We start from the raw sequence: 14,368 nt of genomic DNA, 5'->3' as shown, positions 1-14,368 counted from the left end.
AACCCATGCCGGTCTCCGGGACCCCTTGCGCGGGTACTGAATTGCCCCCAGCATCTCTCTGTCACATACGGGGAGGTCCAGCGATGGCAGATACATCACCAAAACCGGTTGCACTGATCGTGGGCGCAGGGGCGGGCCTGTCGGCCTCCTTTGCGCGGGCGCTTTCCCGGGACGGCTATGCGCTGCATCTGGCGGCGCGCAATACCGCCAAGCTGGAGCCGCTGGCGGCGGACACCGGGGCGCAGCTGCATCCCCTGGATGGCACCGATGCGGAGGGCATCCGCCAGCTTGTGGAAGGTGTGCCGGGCGATTTGCGGGTGGCCTGCTACAATCCTTCCGCCCGGGTCCGCGGCCCGCTGAAAGACCTTGATCCGGAACAGGTGCGCAAGGCGGTGGAGGTGACCGCCTATGGCGCTTTCCTGCTGGGGCAGGCGGCGGCCAAGCGGATGCTGGCGCAGCAGCCCGCCAACGGGCGGCGGGGCACCATCCTGTTCACTGGCGCTTCGGCAGGGGTCAAGGGCTTTGCGCAGTCGGCGCCCTTTGCCATGGGAAAATTCGCGCAGCGCGGACTGGCGCAGTCGATGGCCCGGGAGCTGCACCCCAAGGGCATCCATGTCGCCTGGATCAATATCGACGGCGGCATCCGCAATGCCTTCCGCCCGGAGCGGACTGAGGCAGAGGATAATCCCGACAGCATGCTGAACCCCGAGGCCATCGCCCGGGAATACATGCATCTGATCGGCCAGGACCGCTCTGCCTGGAGCGATGAACTGGTGCTGCGGCCCTGGGTGGAGCGGTTCTGAGCGCAAAAGAAAAGCCCCCGCCGCCGGATGGCGCGGGGGCTCGCTGTGTCTTTGCTGCGGTGCGGCTCAGCCGACGAAGGTGTTCAGCACCAGATAAATCACGGTTGACAGCAGCGCGGCGGCGGGGACGGTGATCACCCAGGCGGCCACGATGGTCATGAAGTGGCTGCGGCGCACCAGCTTGCGGCGGCGGCGTTCCTCCGGCGCGATGCGTTTCTCTGCCGGGCGGCCTTCGGCGGATTTCTTCAGGCGGCGCTCCATGTGCCACTCGCGGAAGAATCCGACGCCGAACACCGCGCCCACCGCGATATGGGTGGAGGAGACCGGCAGGCCCAGCCAGCTGGCCACGATCACGGTGATCGCCGCCGACAGCGACACGCAGTAGGCGCGCATCGGGTTCAGCTTGGTGATCTGGCTGCCGACCATACGGATCAGCTTGGGGCCGAACAGGAACAGGCCGAAGGAGATGCCGAAGGCGCCGATCACCATCACCCAGGTCGGGATCGTCACCTTGGAGGCGAAATCGCCGAACTCGGTCGCGTGCACGATTGCGGCCAGCGGGCCGACCGCGTTGGCGACGTCATTGGCGCCGTGGGCAAAGGACAGAAGCGCGGCAGAGATCACCAGCGGCAGGCCGAACAGCGCCTTCAGCGACTTGTTGCGGTTCTCCATGCCCTCGGACTGGCGCTTGATCAGCGGGGCGGTGACCACATAGGCCAGCGCGCCCATCGCAGCACCGATCAGCAGCGCGGTCTGCAGGTCGATCTTGACGATCTTCTTCAGCCCCTTCAGCGCCAGGTAAGAGGCAAAGGCGCCTGCCATGATGCCGACCAGCACCGGCACCCAGCGGCGCGCAGCAGCGATCTTGTCCTCCTGGTAGATGATCTTGGCCTTGATGAAGGCCAGGAACAGCGCGGCAATGATGCCGCCCAGCACCGGCGAGATCACCCAGCTGGCGGCGATCTTGCCCATGGTGGGCCAGTTCACCGCGGCAGTGCCCGCAGCGGCCACCCCGGCGCCCAGCACGCCGCCCACAACCGAGTGGGTGGTGGACACGGGCGCGCCGACCCAGGTGGCCAGGTTCACCCACAGCGCCGAGGAGATCAGCGCCGCCATCATCGCCCAGATAAAGACATTGCTGCTGGCAACTGCGGCCGGGTCGATAATGCCCTTGGAGATCGTCGACACCACGTCGCCGCCCGCCAGAAGCGCGCCGGCGCTTTCGGCAACGGCGGCAATCACGATGGCACCGCCCATGGTCAGCGCGTTGGCGCCCACCGCCGGGCCCATGTTGTTGGCCACGTCATTGGCGCCGATGTTGATCGCCATGTAGGCGCCAAAGGCCGCGGCGGCGATCACCACCATGCTCATGGCGGAACCGCCGAAAAAGACGCCGGCGCCGAGGCCTGCCAGCACGATGAAGGCCAGTGCAATGCCCGGCGCCACCAGCGGGCGGGAGACATAGGCGGTGGCCAGTTCGAGCTGGGAGATCCGGTTCAGGTCCTTGTCCAGCGTGGTCCATTGCGTGCGCTGGGGTGCATCGCTCATAGTCGTATTCCTGATTCTGAGGTCTGCGGACGCGCCTAACGCCGCTGCGGGAGCGGTTCAAGCGTCTGACATGAAAATGTCACATAACTTTTACAATTGACGCAACAGCGCCTGCAGCTGCGGTTCCTGCACCAGTTCCGCGGCCTCTTCCGGGCGCATCCACTGGCGTTTGCGCTGGTCGGACTCGGGATAATCTTCCGCAAGCGTCTCCACTTCCGCGGAAAAGATCAGCGTGGTCACCGGCTCGTCAACGCCGTGATCGCGGCGTTTGACGTAATTGTATTCGCCGATGGGCTGCTTCGAGACGCTCGCGGACCTGACGCCGGCTTCCTCCCAGGCCTCCTGCAGCGCCGAGGCCGGACCGTCCTTGCCCTCGACCGGCCAGCCTTTGGGGATGATCCAGCGGCCGGTGCCGCGGCTGGTGATCATCAGCACCTCCTTGCCGTCCGCGCCGGTGCGGTAGCACAGCGCGGCAACTTGCAGGCGGTTCGGTCGTTTCAGCATCGGCCTGAGGATTTCCTCCCAGGCGCGGGTCAGGGTTCGGGTCATCTCTGCTCAGCCTTTGGTGTTGGGTTGGCCCCATGTTCTTGTGCGAAGTTGTGGGAAAGTATGCGTACTTGCCCGGAATTTCAAGGCTGCCGCCGGTAAGGAGCCGCGCTGCGCGGTTTTGCGGGCCCGGTTTGACGGCCAGGTTACGGCTTCGTCCGCAGTATGGCAGCAGACCGTGAAGAAAGCGCTTTTGCGCCAGCCTCCGGCGTTCAGGCGGCAGGCGGCGGCGCTCCCGCCCGCTGGCCGCGCATCCAGGATGCGCTGCCGGCCGTTGGGCCGGGCAGCGTGCCGGGGGCACGCTGCGGGCCTGCGCCGGAGTGCTACTTGCGCCGTTTCGCGCGCAGCGTCGGGTCTTCCTGGGTCGGATCCTCGGGCCAGGGGTGCTTGGGGTACTGGGCGCGCATGTCCTTCCTGACATCGGCATAGGAGCCGGCCCAGAAGCCGGGCAGGTCGCGGGTGATCTGGATCGGGCGCTGGGCCGGCGACAAGAGCGAGACCTTGAGCGGCACGCCGCCGACGGCCGGATGGCGGGTGACGCCGAACATCTCCTGCAGCCGGACCGAGATTTCGGGGATCTCGCCGTCATAGCTGATCGGGATCTTGCGCCCCAGCGGAGTGATGAAACTGCCCGGCGCCTCGCGGTCCAGCAGCTGCGTCTGCTCCCAGCTGAGCGCCGCCTTGAGCGCGGGCAGCAGGTCGAAGCGTTTCCAGTCCTCCGCCGATTTCACCCCGCCCAGCATCGGCAGCAGCCAGTCCTCCAGCGCGTTCATCAGGCCGGGGATCGAGAAATCCGGCAGGTCAATGCCCTCCGCGCGCACCAGCTCCACCCGTGCGGCCAGCCGCGCCGCAGCCCCCGTCAGCCGCAGGCCCAGATCGCGCACCCCGTCCAGCATCGCCCGCGCCACCGCGTCCGGCGGCACGTCCTTCCAGATGCGGTCGTCCAGCACCACGGCGCCGAACCGCTCCTGCTGGCGCGCCACCACCCGGCGGTCGCGCTTGGACCATTCGCAGACGTCGGTCCAGATGATCTGATCCGCAAACAGCTCGCGGATTTCCGCCAGCGAAATCTGCGCTGCCATCCGGATCCTGGCCTCGCGCGGGTTGCCGTCGGTATCCAGCGCCACGATGAACGGTGCCCCCGCCAGCGTGTCGCCGCCGTCCAGAATGGCGCCCTTGCCGCCCGACAGCACAAATCGCGGATTATCGCCCTTGCGGCGCTGGCCCACGCGGTCTGGATAGGCAAGCGCGGCCATCATCGCCGCTGACAGGCCTGCGTCGCGGCGGCCCGCCTGTTTATCCAGCCGCCGCGCCTCGCTCTTGATCCGCTCCACTACGGGGCGGTTCAGCTGATAGGGGTGATTGCGCTCAAACCCCTTGGCATCCCGCAGCGCCTTCAGCCGAAGGCTCAGGTCCGCAGGCGCGCCGCGCAGCGGGTCGCGCTCACCCAGGAGCGCCGCCAGCGGTGCGGCAGAGGGGCCGCCCTTCAGCAGCATATGGCCAAGCCGCGGATGCAGGGGCAGGGCCGCCAGCGCCTTGCCATGCTCAGTAATCCGCCCCTGCGCATCCAGCGCCCCCAGCATGTGCAAAAGCGCCTGCGCCTCTGCCATGGCGCCCGCAGGCGGCAAAGTCAGGAAAGACAGATCGTCCGGGGCCGCCCCCCACAGCGCCAGCTCCAGCGCCAGTGCGGTCAGATCGGCGCTTTCGATCTCGGCCGGCGGGAACGCCATCAGCGCGCCTTCCTCGCCCTTGGTCCACAGCCGGTAGCAGATGCCTGCGGCCACACGGCCTGCACGGCCCTGCCGCTGGGTGGCCTCGGCGCGCGTCACCTTCTCTGTTACCAGCCGAGACATGCCGGAGCCGGGATCAAACCGCGCGCGGCGCGCCTGGCCCATATCCACCACCACCCGGATGTCCTGAATGGTCAGAGAGGTCTCGGCGATCGAGGTCGCGAGCACCACCTTGCGGCCCTGTCCCTCCGGCTGGATCGCGGCGCGCTGCTCGGCAAAGGGCAGGGCGCCGAACAGCGGCCGGATATGGCAGTGTCCGGGCAGGCGCTTCTCCAGCGCGCCGGCAGCGCGGCGGATCTCGCCCTCGCCGGGCAGGAACACCAGAATGCCGCCGCCGGAAGCCTTTGTGTCTCTCTCCGCCTGCACCACCAGATCCGTCAGCGCGTCCACGCGGCGGGCCTGCGCGGGCAGGGGGCGCTCCAGCCAGCGGGTCTCCACCGGATAGCTGCGCCCCTCGGACGTCACCATCGGCGCATCCATCAGCGCCGCCACCGGCCCGGTGTCCAGCGTCGCCGACATCGCCAGCAGCATCAGGTCATCGCGCAGCGCGCCTGCCACCTCCAGACACAGCGCCAGCCCCAGATCGGCGTTCAGGGAGCGTTCGTGGAATTCGTCAAAGATCACCGCGCCGACGCCGGGCAAGTCCGGGCTGGATTGCAGCATCCGGGTCAGGATGCCCTCGGTCACGACTTCGATCCGCGTGGCCTTGGAGACCTTGGCATCGCCGCGCACCCTGTAGCCGACGGTCTGGCCCGGCTTTTCGCCCAGCGTCTCCGCCATCCGCTCAGCCGCGGCGCGGGCGGCCAGGCGGCGGGGTTCCAGCATCACGATGCGGCCCTCGGTCAGCCCGGCCTCCAGCATCGCCAGCGGCACCCGCGTGGTCTTGCCCGCACCGGGCGGCGCCTGCAGCACGGCACGGCCGCGGGTGCGCAAGGCTTCCAGCAGTTCGGGGAGGGCGTCTTCGATCGGCAATCTGGTCATGCCCGCCTTATCGCCAAAGGCGCGGGGGAGGTCTAGCGGTGTGTACGGAGCCGTGCCTCGGAAAAATGCGCTAAGGGCAGAGCCCGTCCGCGGGCGGAAGCGAAGCGCCCGCCCATGGGGGCGGACGGGCGCTGCCCGGCGTGCCGCCGGGCGGACAAGTCCATTTGCGTGATAGTTTTTGAAGCGCGTTTGGGGTGTCGATCCGTTACTCCCACTGCGCAAACCGCACCAACCGCGGCGGATTTGCCGCCTTTCCTGCAGCGCCTGCTGATGTAGGTTGCCCGGCAGACGGCAGGGGCTGGACTTTGCAGCATGGCTTGCGCCAAGGTCCGCCCATTACGACAGGAAGGCACGCATGGATACCGAACAGCTGACGCAAAAGATCCTTGATGGCGACCGCCGGGCGCTGGCCCGGGCCATCACCCTGGTGGAAAGCGGCCGCAAGGATCACCGCGCCAAAGCGGGCGAGCTGCTGTCGGAACTGGCCAAGCACAAGCGCCAGTCGCTGCGCATCGGCCTGTCGGGCACGCCGGGGGTGGGCAAATCCACCTTCATCGAAAGCTTCGGCATGATGCTGACAGGCCTCGGCCTGCGGGTGGCGGTGCTGGCGGTCGATCCCAGCTCGGCGCGCTCCGGCGGCTCGATCCTGGGCGACAAGACCCGGATGGAACGGCTCAGCCGCGACAAGAACGCCTTTATCCGCCCGTCCCCCAGCCAAAGCCACCTGGGCGGCGTCGCCCGCCGCTCCCGCGAAGCCGTGGCGCTGTGCGAGGCGGCAGGGTTCGACGTGGTGCTGATCGAGACCGTCGGCGTCGGCCAGTCGGAAACCGTGGTGGCAGAGATGTCGGACCTGTTCCTGCTCTTGCTGGCGCCTGCCGGCGGGGATGAGCTGCAGGGGGTGAAGCGCGGCATCATGGAAATGGCCGACCTCATCCTGGTGAACAAGGCCGACGGGCCGCTGAAACCCGTCGCCACCCGCACCTGCGCCGACTATTCAGGCGCCCTGCGGCTGCTGCGCAAGCGCCCGCAGGACCCCGAAGGCTTCCCCAAGGCGCTGATGGTCTCAGCCGTCGAGGAACACGGGCTGGACAACGCCTGGGAGGAGATGCAGGCGCTGACCGCCTGGCGCAAGGAAAACGGCCACTGGGACCGCCGCCGCGCCGATCAGGCCTGCTACTGGTTCGACCAGGAGGTGCGCCAGGCGCTTTTGGCGCGGCTGGAGACGCCGGAGGCCAAGGCGCAGATGGCGGAGCTCGCCGGTACGGTCTCCGAGGGCGGCAAAAGCCCGGGCGAGGCGGCGCGGATCATGCTGCAGGCGCTGGGCGCTGCCTGACGGCGGCTGGCGGGGTGAAAAAGGGCGGCCGCAGGGGCTTGCAGCCGGCCGGAAACGGGTGCAGTAAACCGGGCAAGAAAGCTGAGTTGAATCACTTGACGCTGTTGCCGGTTGAGCGTAAGAGCAGCGGACCAGTTTTCGGGCGCAGCCAATGGCCGCGCCCCTTGTGATTTGGCGCCGGACTGCCAGCGCCTCCAAAAAACGAAGGATGAAGATATGTCGCGCCGTTGCGAACTGACCGGAAAAGGCCCGATGACTGGCAACAATGTCAGCCACGCCAACAACAAAACCAAGCGCCGCTTTCTGCCCAACCTGAACGACGTGACCCTGCAGTCCGAAGTTCTGGGCCGTGGCGTCAAGCTGCGCATCTCCGCAGCCGCCCTGCGCTCGGTCGACCACCGCGGCGGCCTGGACGCGTTCCTGGCCAAAGCCAAGGACGAAGAGCTGTCGGCAAACGCGCTGAAAGTGAAGAAAGAGATCGCCAAGGCACAAGCCGCACAGGCTTGATAGACTTGGCCTGATCCCTTCACCGGATCGGATTACGCACACCGCGCAGAGGCAGCTCTGCGCGGTGTTTGCGTTTGCGCAATCTGCCGCAGGGTTGCGCCTTGCCCCCGCCGCGCGGCAGGGGCATACCTGCCTGTGATGACACGCCTCCTGCGCATATGCCTTGGCCTGTTCCTGGCCCTGACGGTCGCCCTGACGGCCCACAGCGCCGCCGCCCGGCAGGGGGAGCGCGATGCCGCAGGCCGGATGGTGATCTGCACTGGCACCGGCCCGGTCACCATCTATGTGGACAGCGAAGGGCAGCCGGTAAAGCCGCCGCACCATTGCCCCGATTGCGTGATGCATGTGCTGGACGCGGTGATGCAGCCGGCGGGGCTGATGCCGCCGGTTGAGGTTTGCGGCACGGTGACGGCGGGCCGGAAGGCGGTGCCAGCCTCCGTTCAGCAGATCCTGCGCGCCACCGCCCGTGCGCCGCCGGCCATTGCCTGACCGGCCAAGCAAACCATCCATTTCAAAACTGAATACCTACCCAGAGGAGACAGGATATGTCCCTGAAGTCTGTTGTCTTTGCAGCCGCGGCTGCTGCTGCCATTGCCACCTCCGCCTTTGCAGGCGATGCCATGATCACGGTGCACGACCAATACGCGCGGGTTTCGTCGCCCACCGCCAAAGCTGGTGCCGCCTTCATGGAGATCATCAATAAGGGCGAAGCCGGCGACCAGCTCATTGATGTGCGCTCCGACGTGGCCGCCAAGGTACAGCTGCACACCCACAAGGAAGGCGGCGACGGCGTCATGAAGATGATGCATGTGGAGGAGGGCTTTGCCGTGCCCGCAGGCGAAACCCACGTGCTGCAGCGCGGCGGCGACCACATCATGTTCATGGGCCTGAAGCAGGCGCTGAACCACGGCGACGTGGTGAAACTCACGCTGGTGTTCGAGAAGGCCGGCGAGGTTGAGATCGAGGTGCCGGTCGATCTGGAGCGCAAGGCCGAGGGCCACGGCGGTCACTCCAACTGATGCCGTGACAGGCAGGGCGGGCGCGGCGTCAGGCTGCGCTGCAGCCCTCCTTCGCGCCCAAAGCCCGCCCTTGCGGCGGGCTTTTTGCCGCCTGCGGCTAGCCCAGCAACTCCGCCACCCAAGCGGGCACCGTCTCGCTGGCCGGGCCAAAGCGGCGCTCTGCAAAGCGGGAGGCGGTGGCCGACGGCGCGAGGTTCAGCTCCACCGTATGGGCGCCCGCCAGATGCGCCTCATCAACAAAGGCCGCGGCGGGGTAAACCTCGCCCGAGGTGCCGATGGCGGCAAACAGATCCGCTTCTGCCAGATGGCCATAGATCTCCTCCATGAAATACGGCATCTCGCCGAACCAGACCACATCGGGCCGCCCCGCAGGCGCCGCACAGGCGGGGCAGAGCTGGCCGGTCTGCATTTCCAGCGGTGCGTCCCAGCGGTGGCCGCAGGCGCCGCAAAGCGCGCCTGCCAGCGTGCCATGCATATGCAGCACTTGCGCGGCGCCGCCTGCCTCATGCAGCGCGTCCACGTTCTGGGTCACAATCACCACTTCTCCCGGATGCTCCCGCTGCAACCGGGCCAGCGCCTGATGCGCCGGGTTGGGGGCGGCTCCCGCCGCTTGCTTGCGCCGCGCATTGTAAAAGCCATGCACCAGATCCGGGTTGCGCGCGAAGCCTTCGGGCGTCGCCACATCCTCGATCCGGTGCTGCGCCCAAAGGCCGCCCTCGTCGCGGAAAGTGCCCAGCCCGCTTTCGGCGGAAATCCCGGCCCCTGTCAGGATGACAATCTTCGCGCTCTTTCCCATTGTCCCGGAACCTCCTATCACTACCCCCGGATCACAGGAGCCTTTGCCAATGCCTACCCGTATTCTGTTTGTCTGCCTAGGAAACATCTGCCGCTCCCCGGCCGCCGAGGGCGTGTTCCGCGCGCTCTGCCCGGAGGCCGAGACCGACAGCGCCGGCACCGCGTCCTACCACGTGGGGGAGCCGCCCTACGGCCCGATGCAGGCGGCGGCAAAGGCACGCGGGCTGGATATCTCGGACCTGCGCGCGCGCCAGTTCCGGGGCGCGGATTTCGACGCCTTCGACCTGATCATCGCGATGGATGCCAGCAATCTGGAGAACATCGAAGCGCTGCGCCCGGCCGGCAGCGCAACCCCGGTGCGCCTGTTCACCGGTTACGCCCCGGACAGCGGCGCGGACCATGTGCCGGACCCGTATTACACCCGCGATTTCGACGGCTGCCTGGACCTGATCGAACAGGCTGCCAAGGGGCTTAAGGCGTCGCTGTAGCTATTCCGCGATCACCCGGAAGCCGCCCGCCAGAAACGGCAGCTGCTGCACGGCCGGGTCGATCATCTGGCTCTGCACCAGGCGGCGCAGGGTTTCGGCCACATCGCGCGGCACCCGGTCGGCCCAGTCGGCGGCGGTGAACAGGGAAATGGTCCGCGACATCTCGCCAAAGGGCAGCGGGAAAGCGTCGATCTGGTCATGGAACCGCGCCGCCCGCATGTAACCCAGCGGTGTGGTGACAGCCCAGCCGATCCGCCGCGCCACCATCGCCATCAGCGCCAGGTGCGAGCCGACCTCAAACCGGTCTTCGAACTCCAGCTTCTGGCGGCTGAGCAGCCCCTCGATCTGCTGCGAGATCAGCTGCTCGCGGGCATAGCGCAGGAACGGCAGGTCCCCCAGCTGCTCTGCCGCCTGCGCCGCATCGGACACCGTGCCGCGCGGCGCCACCAGGATGAACGGATCGCGCACCAGCGGGTACTCCACCAGCCCCTCGTGCAGCCCGCCGGCCGTGGCGGCAACGGCGATATGCAGCTCCCGCGCCTCCATCGCGCGCACGATGTCATGGCTGGAGGCGGTGATCATCTTGAACCGGCACTGGGTCAGGCTGTCGGCCAGGATGGTGGCCAGCCGCGGTGTCAGGTCATTGTCGAAATCATCAATCAGCCCGATCGACAGCGCCTGCAGGTGGGTCAGATCCATCACTGTCAGCTCGCTCTGCGCCAGCCGCAGCTCGGACAGAACCGCCTCGGTGCGGGCCAGGAAGCTGCGCCCGGCGGCGGTCAGCACCATCGGGCGGCGGCCGTGGTCGATCAGCTCGCTGTCCAGCGCCTTTTCCAGGTTGCGCATCTGCTGGCTGACGGCGGGCTGGCTGAGGCCGGTCAGCTCAGCCGCCTGCGCCACGGAACCGGTTTTGGCCAAAGCCTCGAACACTTCCAGCCCGCGCAGGGTAACACCTTTGATCAACATGCAACTGCTCCAATACCTTGCGCCGTTTTTCCGTGTTGGGGCTGCCCGGTCAAGAGGGGCGGGGGCGCGGCCCTGGCCGGCTGCGAAAATGCCGCAGCGCAAATGCATCAAAACAGCAAAAAGGCGCCCCGCGGGACGCCTTCGTTCCGGTCCGGCTGGCGGCCGGCTCAGCCGCAGCTGCGGGCGGCGTGGTCGCCAAAGGCCTTGTAGCGCTGCCACAGCCGCTCATCGCTGCGGTTGCTGGACTGGCGCACCACCTGGGCCTTGTGCGGGTCGGAAAACCACTTGGAGACGGTCTTGCGCTCCGAGCGTGTCAGGCTGCGGTTGGCCACCTTCTGGATGCAGTTGCACAACCCGGGCGTTGCGGCGGTGCGGTCCGACTGGCGGCAGGCGCGCTCGATGGCGCCGGCTTCGGCCCCGGCGGGGACCAGGGTTGCGAGGAAACCAGCGCAAAGCGCGGCTGTCAGGAAGTGTTTCATCTGGCTCGTGCCCCGTTTTTGGCAAGCGGGTCTGCTGCCCGCGGAATTGAGCCTACTATGCCGCAAGCCGGGATGCGTTTCAATCGTGGTGAACGGGGGGCTTAAAGGGGCTGGAGCGCCGCGCCCTGCGGCCCTCCAGCTGCTTGGTGCTCAAGCCTGGTTCGGCCCGCGCATGGCACGGACCGCCTGGCGCACGGCTTTCCAGTCTGCGGCCTCGGCGTCCTTGCCGGCTGCTTCGCATTCGCGCATTTTCTGCGCGGCTTCGGCCTCGGCCTTGTCGCCATGCGCGCTGTAGAGCGCGCGGGCATACTCAGCGGCTTTGATTGCATCCATGCGGGTCGTCCTCCTTTGCTGTGGTCATCACCCGTCAGCGGGGCGCGCGTCTCGCGGTACGCTGGGAGTATAGCGCATTTCGCAGCGGCGTGCAGGGAACGGGGCGAATTTGAGGTGTTCGGGAGGTGCGGGGAGGCGCGCGCCTGACCTTGGGGAGGCGCAATCGCGCCTTCCCGGGGGGAAGGTCAGGCGCGGCCCGGCCTTGCGGCCGGGCGGGGGGGGGGATCAGCCGGGTGGCAAAGTCTTCGCAAAATCCCAGATCGCTTGTGCCAGCCCCTTGATCCCCTTGTCTTGTGCAACTGACGAAGCTGTCAGATACGCAATGCCAGCATCAAGATCGACGGGATGCCAAAGGTGCAGCAATAGCTCTTTGCGGTTCATCCTTGACCCGATTTCCAAGGACGTGCTGCTAAACGTGATCGCGTTCCGGTTCCGTAGCTTTTGGGCTCCAACATCCCTGATGCAAGCTTTGCCGCAGGAATAGCCGTAACCAAATTCCCCGCCATTCTCGAACAGTGCTTCTATTGTTCCTTTCGTGAGGCCCGCCGTCACGGGTTGGGGGCTGCAACAGACCAAGCGCCAGAGCAGCTTGCAACGGCAGCCCGGCTGACTTCCCTGAACATTGCAAGTGCGTACATGGCGTTGTCAGGAGCTCCTAAGCCGTCTAGGAAACGCTTGGTTGCAGTCATGGTTCGCATTGCAGCCCTGCAACTCAAGACCCTTACGGCCTCGTAAGGAAGCGCTTCAAGTGCCGTTTGCAAATCAGAGTAGTTGCGAATTTTCATACTATAGTGCCCGTGGAGCCAGCGGCCGCATCAACTGCGCTTGACCAAACCCCGAATCCAAATCATATGCCTCAGCATGACTGACCTCGCTCACATCCGCAATTTCTCCATCGTCGCCCATATCGACCATGGCAAATCCACCCTCGCTGACCGGCTCATCCAGGAGACCGGAACGGTGAAGGACCGCGACATGAAGGAACAGCTGCTCGACGCCATGGACATCGAGCGCGAGCGCGGGATCACCATCAAGGCCAACACCGTCCGCATCGACTACACCGCCGATGACGGCGAAACCTATGTGCTGAACCTGATCGACACCCCTGGCCACGTCGACTTTGCCTATGAGGTCTCCCGCTCCATGCGCGCGGTCGAGGGCTCGCTGCTGGTCGTTGACTCGACGCAAGGGGTGGAGGCGCAGACGCTCGCCAACGTCTATCAGGCCATCGACGCCGATCATGAGATCGTGCCGGTCCTGAACAAGATCGACCTGCCGGCCTCCGACTGCGACCGGGTGGCGGAACAGATCGAGGATGTGATCGGCATCGACGCCACCGGCGCCATCCAAGTCTCTGCCAAGACCGGCCAGGGCATCCGCGAAACGCTGGAGGCCATCGTGCAGCACCTGCCCGCGCCGCAAGGCACCCGCGACGCGCCGCTGAAGGCGATGCTGGTCGACTCGTGGTACGACAGCTACCTCGGCGTGATCGTTCTGGTCCGCATCATGGACGGCGTCCTTAAAAAGGGTATGCGGGTCAAGTTCATGTCGAACAACACCCTGCACCACGTCGACCGCATCGGCGTGTTCCGCCCCGCCATGCAGGTGGTGGACGAACTGGGCCCGGGCGAGATCGGATTCCTCACCGCCTCGATCAAGCAGGTGCGCGACACCCGCGTCGGCGACACCATCACCAACGACCGCAACGGCACTGAACAGGCGCTGCCGGGCTTCAAACCCGCTCAGCCGGTGGTGTTCTGCGGCTTGTTCCCGGTCGACTCCGCTGAATTCGAGGACCTGCGCGACGCCATCGACAAGCTGGCGCTGAACGACGCGTCTTTCTCCTTCGAAATGGAAACCTCCGCCGCCCTCGGCTTCGGCTTCCGCTGCGGCTTCCTGGGCCTGTTGCACCTGGAGGTGATCCGAGACCGGATCGAACGCGAATACAACATCGAGCTGATCACCACCGCGCCAAGCGTGATCTACCATGTCTACATGAAGGGCAAGGACAACGAGCCCGGCGAGATGATCGAGCTGCACAACCCCGCCGACATGCCCGACCCCTCCAAGGTCGATCACATCCAGGAGCCGCGCATCAAGGCGACCATCCTGGTTCCGGACGAATACCTGGGCGACGTGCTGAAGCTCTGCCAGGACCGCCGCGGCATCCAGATGGATCTGTCCTACGCCGGCTCCCGCGCCATGGTGGTCTATGACCTGCCGCTGAACGAGGTGGTCTTCGACTTCTACGACCGCCTGAAATCGGTGACCAAGGGCTATGCCTCCTTCGACTACCAGATGACCGGCTACCGCGAGGACAACCTGGTCAAGATGTCGGTGCTGGTGAACGACGAGCCGGTCGATGCGCTCTCCACCATGGTCCACCGCGACCGCGCCGAGATGCGCGGCCGGGCGATGTGCGAGAAGCTCAAGGAGCTGATCCCGCGCCACATGTTCAAGATCCCGATCCAGGCGGCCATCGGCGGCAAGGTGATCGCCCGTGAGACCCTCTCGGCGCTCCGCAAGGACGTGACCGCCAAATGCTACGGCGGCGACGCCACCCGGAAGCGGAAGCTTTTGGACAAGCAGAAAGCGGGTAAGAAGAAGATGCGCCAGTTCGGCAAGGTGGATATCCCGCAGGAAGCGTTTATTTCCGCTCTGAAGATGGACAGCTAAGGCTGTCCATCTTCAGAGCGAGCGGGCGAAAGCGGTTGGCGCAGCCAATTGCGTGCCCGCCCCCCGGCGTTCTGCGGCGGAAACACCTATACAACAGTTGCAAG

At 66.4% G+C, this 14,368-nt stretch carries 15 protein-coding genes; 7 read left to right on the top strand and 8 right to left on the bottom strand.

All coding sequences use genetic code 11. The features are described from left to right. Positions 1-83: 83 nt before the first annotated feature. Entirely contained in the window at positions 84-803 is a 720-nt protein-coding gene (locus ACTRWG_RS21260; RefSeq protein WP_027234788.1) for an SDR family NAD(P)-dependent oxidoreductase, read from the top strand. 66 nt (positions 804-869) lie between these two features. Here ACTRWG_RS21260 and ACTRWG_RS21255 read toward each other — a convergent pair whose 3' ends face one another. From ACTRWG_RS21255 to hrpB, 3 genes are all read right to left on the bottom strand, one after another. Next, positions 870-2,351 (bottom strand): inorganic phosphate transporter, encoded by a 1,482-nt coding sequence (locus ACTRWG_RS21255; RefSeq protein WP_027234787.1) that lies wholly within the window; start codon positions 2,349-2,351, stop codon positions 870-872. Positions 2,352-2,441: 90 nt separating this feature from the next. Beyond that, positions 2,442-2,900 (bottom strand): NUDIX hydrolase, encoded by a 459-nt coding sequence (locus ACTRWG_RS21250; protein ID WP_027234786.1) that lies wholly within the window; start codon positions 2,898-2,900, stop codon positions 2,442-2,444. 320 nt (positions 2,901-3,220) lie between these two features. Next, positions 3,221-5,668, bottom strand: a complete 2,448-nt coding sequence (gene hrpB, locus ACTRWG_RS21245) for an ATP-dependent helicase HrpB (protein WP_462829909.1) — start codon at positions 5,666-5,668, stop codon at positions 3,221-3,223. 355 nt (positions 5,669-6,023) lie between these two features. Here hrpB and meaB point away from each other — a divergent pair, with 355 nt between their 5' ends. From meaB to ACTRWG_RS21225, 4 genes are all read left to right on the top strand, one after another. Then, complete coding sequence (meaB, locus tag ACTRWG_RS21240) at positions 6,024-7,001, top strand: methylmalonyl Co-A mutase-associated GTPase MeaB (protein WP_027234784.1); 978 nt, start codon at positions 6,024-6,026, stop codon at positions 6,999-7,001. Positions 7,002-7,217: 216 nt separating this feature from the next. Then, the gene (gene rpmB / locus ACTRWG_RS21235; RefSeq protein ID WP_019296104.1) at positions 7,218-7,508 is read left to right on the top strand and encodes a 50S ribosomal protein L28; all 291 of its coding nucleotides are present in this window, start codon (positions 7,218-7,220) and stop codon (positions 7,506-7,508) included. Between the two features lie 138 nt (positions 7,509-7,646). Next, entirely contained in the window at positions 7,647-7,997 is a 351-nt protein-coding gene (locus ACTRWG_RS21230) for a DUF2946 family protein (RefSeq protein WP_036797154.1), read from the top strand. Between the two features lie 56 nt (positions 7,998-8,053). Continuing rightward, entirely contained in the window at positions 8,054-8,527 is a 474-nt protein-coding gene (locus tag ACTRWG_RS21225) for a copper chaperone PCu(A)C (RefSeq protein WP_462829908.1), read from the top strand. A 97-nt stretch (positions 8,528-8,624) separates the two neighbouring features. On the opposite strand, the gene ACTRWG_RS21220 is transcribed toward ACTRWG_RS21225, so the two are convergent. Beyond that, positions 8,625-9,323, bottom strand: coding sequence for an NAD-dependent deacylase (locus ACTRWG_RS21220; protein ID WP_462829907.1), 699 nt, complete (start codon positions 9,321-9,323; stop codon positions 8,625-8,627). Positions 9,324-9,372: 49 nt separating this feature from the next. On the opposite strand from ACTRWG_RS21220, the gene ACTRWG_RS21215 reads away from it, so the two are divergent. Next, a complete protein-coding gene (locus ACTRWG_RS21215; RefSeq protein WP_027234780.1) occupies positions 9,373-9,810 on the top strand; it encodes a low molecular weight protein-tyrosine-phosphatase in 438 nt (145 codons plus the stop codon). On the opposite strand, the gene ACTRWG_RS21210 is transcribed toward ACTRWG_RS21215, so the two are convergent. The 4 genes from ACTRWG_RS21210 to ACTRWG_RS21195 form a co-directional block, all read right to left on the bottom strand. Beyond that, positions 9,811-10,776: a LysR family transcriptional regulator gene (locus tag ACTRWG_RS21210; RefSeq protein WP_027234779.1), complete on the bottom strand. Its 966-nt coding sequence runs from the start codon at positions 10,774-10,776 to the stop codon at positions 9,811-9,813. A 167-nt stretch (positions 10,777-10,943) separates the two neighbouring features. Next, positions 10,944-11,255 (bottom strand): hypothetical protein, encoded by a 312-nt coding sequence (locus ACTRWG_RS21205; RefSeq protein ID WP_259972073.1) that lies wholly within the window; start codon positions 11,253-11,255, stop codon positions 10,944-10,946. A 150-nt stretch (positions 11,256-11,405) separates the two neighbouring features. Beyond that, a complete protein-coding gene (locus ACTRWG_RS21200; protein WP_027234777.1) occupies positions 11,406-11,588 on the bottom strand; it encodes a hypothetical protein in 183 nt (60 codons plus the stop codon). A gap of 225 nt (positions 11,589-11,813) precedes the next feature. Continuing rightward, the gene (locus tag ACTRWG_RS21195) at positions 11,814-11,969 is read right to left on the bottom strand and encodes a hypothetical protein (protein ID WP_161631082.1); all 156 of its coding nucleotides are present in this window, start codon (positions 11,967-11,969) and stop codon (positions 11,814-11,816) included. A gap of 480 nt (positions 11,970-12,449) precedes the next feature. On the opposite strand from ACTRWG_RS21195, the gene lepA reads away from it, so the two are divergent. After that, the gene (lepA, locus tag ACTRWG_RS21190; RefSeq protein WP_027234775.1) at positions 12,450-14,264 is read left to right on the top strand and encodes a translation elongation factor 4; all 1,815 of its coding nucleotides are present in this window, start codon (positions 12,450-12,452) and stop codon (positions 14,262-14,264) included. Positions 14,265-14,368: the final 104 nt, after the last annotated feature.

The sequence above is a fragment of the Leisingera sp. G5_S3_59_S7 genome, assembly GCF_054968485.1.
Note: the sequence above shows the minus strand (reverse complement) of the source record. Positions and strands in the feature narration are given on the sequence as shown.

Coding starts and splice junctions, on each gene's coding strand:
- ACTRWG_RS21260 (WP_027234788.1), top strand. CDS start 84: ATGGCAGATACATCACCAAAACCGGTTGCACTGATCGTGGGCGCAGGG.
- ACTRWG_RS21255 (WP_027234787.1), bottom strand. CDS start 2,351: ATGAGCGATGCACCCCAGCGCACGCAATGGACCACGCTGGACAAGGAC.
- ACTRWG_RS21250 (WP_027234786.1), bottom strand. CDS start 2,900: ATGACCCGAACCCTGACCCGCGCCTGGGAGGAAATCCTCAGGCCGATG.
- hrpB (WP_462829909.1), bottom strand. CDS start 5,668: ATGACCAGATTGCCGATCGAAGACGCCCTCCCCGAACTGCTGGAAGCC.
- meaB (WP_027234784.1), top strand. CDS start 6,024: ATGGATACCGAACAGCTGACGCAAAAGATCCTTGATGGCGACCGCCGG.
- rpmB (WP_019296104.1), top strand. CDS start 7,218: ATGTCGCGCCGTTGCGAACTGACCGGAAAAGGCCCGATGACTGGCAAC.
- ACTRWG_RS21230 (WP_036797154.1), top strand. CDS start 7,647: ATGACACGCCTCCTGCGCATATGCCTTGGCCTGTTCCTGGCCCTGACG.
- ACTRWG_RS21225 (WP_462829908.1), top strand. CDS start 8,054: ATGTCCCTGAAGTCTGTTGTCTTTGCAGCCGCGGCTGCTGCTGCCATT.
- ACTRWG_RS21220 (WP_462829907.1), bottom strand. CDS start 9,323: ATGGGAAAGAGCGCGAAGATTGTCATCCTGACAGGGGCCGGGATTTCC.
- ACTRWG_RS21215 (WP_027234780.1), top strand. CDS start 9,373: ATGCCTACCCGTATTCTGTTTGTCTGCCTAGGAAACATCTGCCGCTCC.
- ACTRWG_RS21210 (WP_027234779.1), bottom strand. CDS start 10,776: ATGTTGATCAAAGGTGTTACCCTGCGCGGGCTGGAAGTGTTCGAGGCT.
- ACTRWG_RS21205 (WP_259972073.1), bottom strand. CDS start 11,255: ATGAAACACTTCCTGACAGCCGCGCTTTGCGCTGGTTTCCTCGCAACC.
- ACTRWG_RS21200 (WP_027234777.1), bottom strand. CDS start 11,588: ATGGATGCAATCAAAGCCGCTGAGTATGCCCGCGCGCTCTACAGCGCG.
- ACTRWG_RS21195 (WP_161631082.1), bottom strand. CDS start 11,969: ATGAACCGCAAAGAGCTATTGCTGCACCTTTGGCATCCCGTCGATCTT.
- lepA (WP_027234775.1), top strand. CDS start 12,450: ATGACTGACCTCGCTCACATCCGCAATTTCTCCATCGTCGCCCATATC.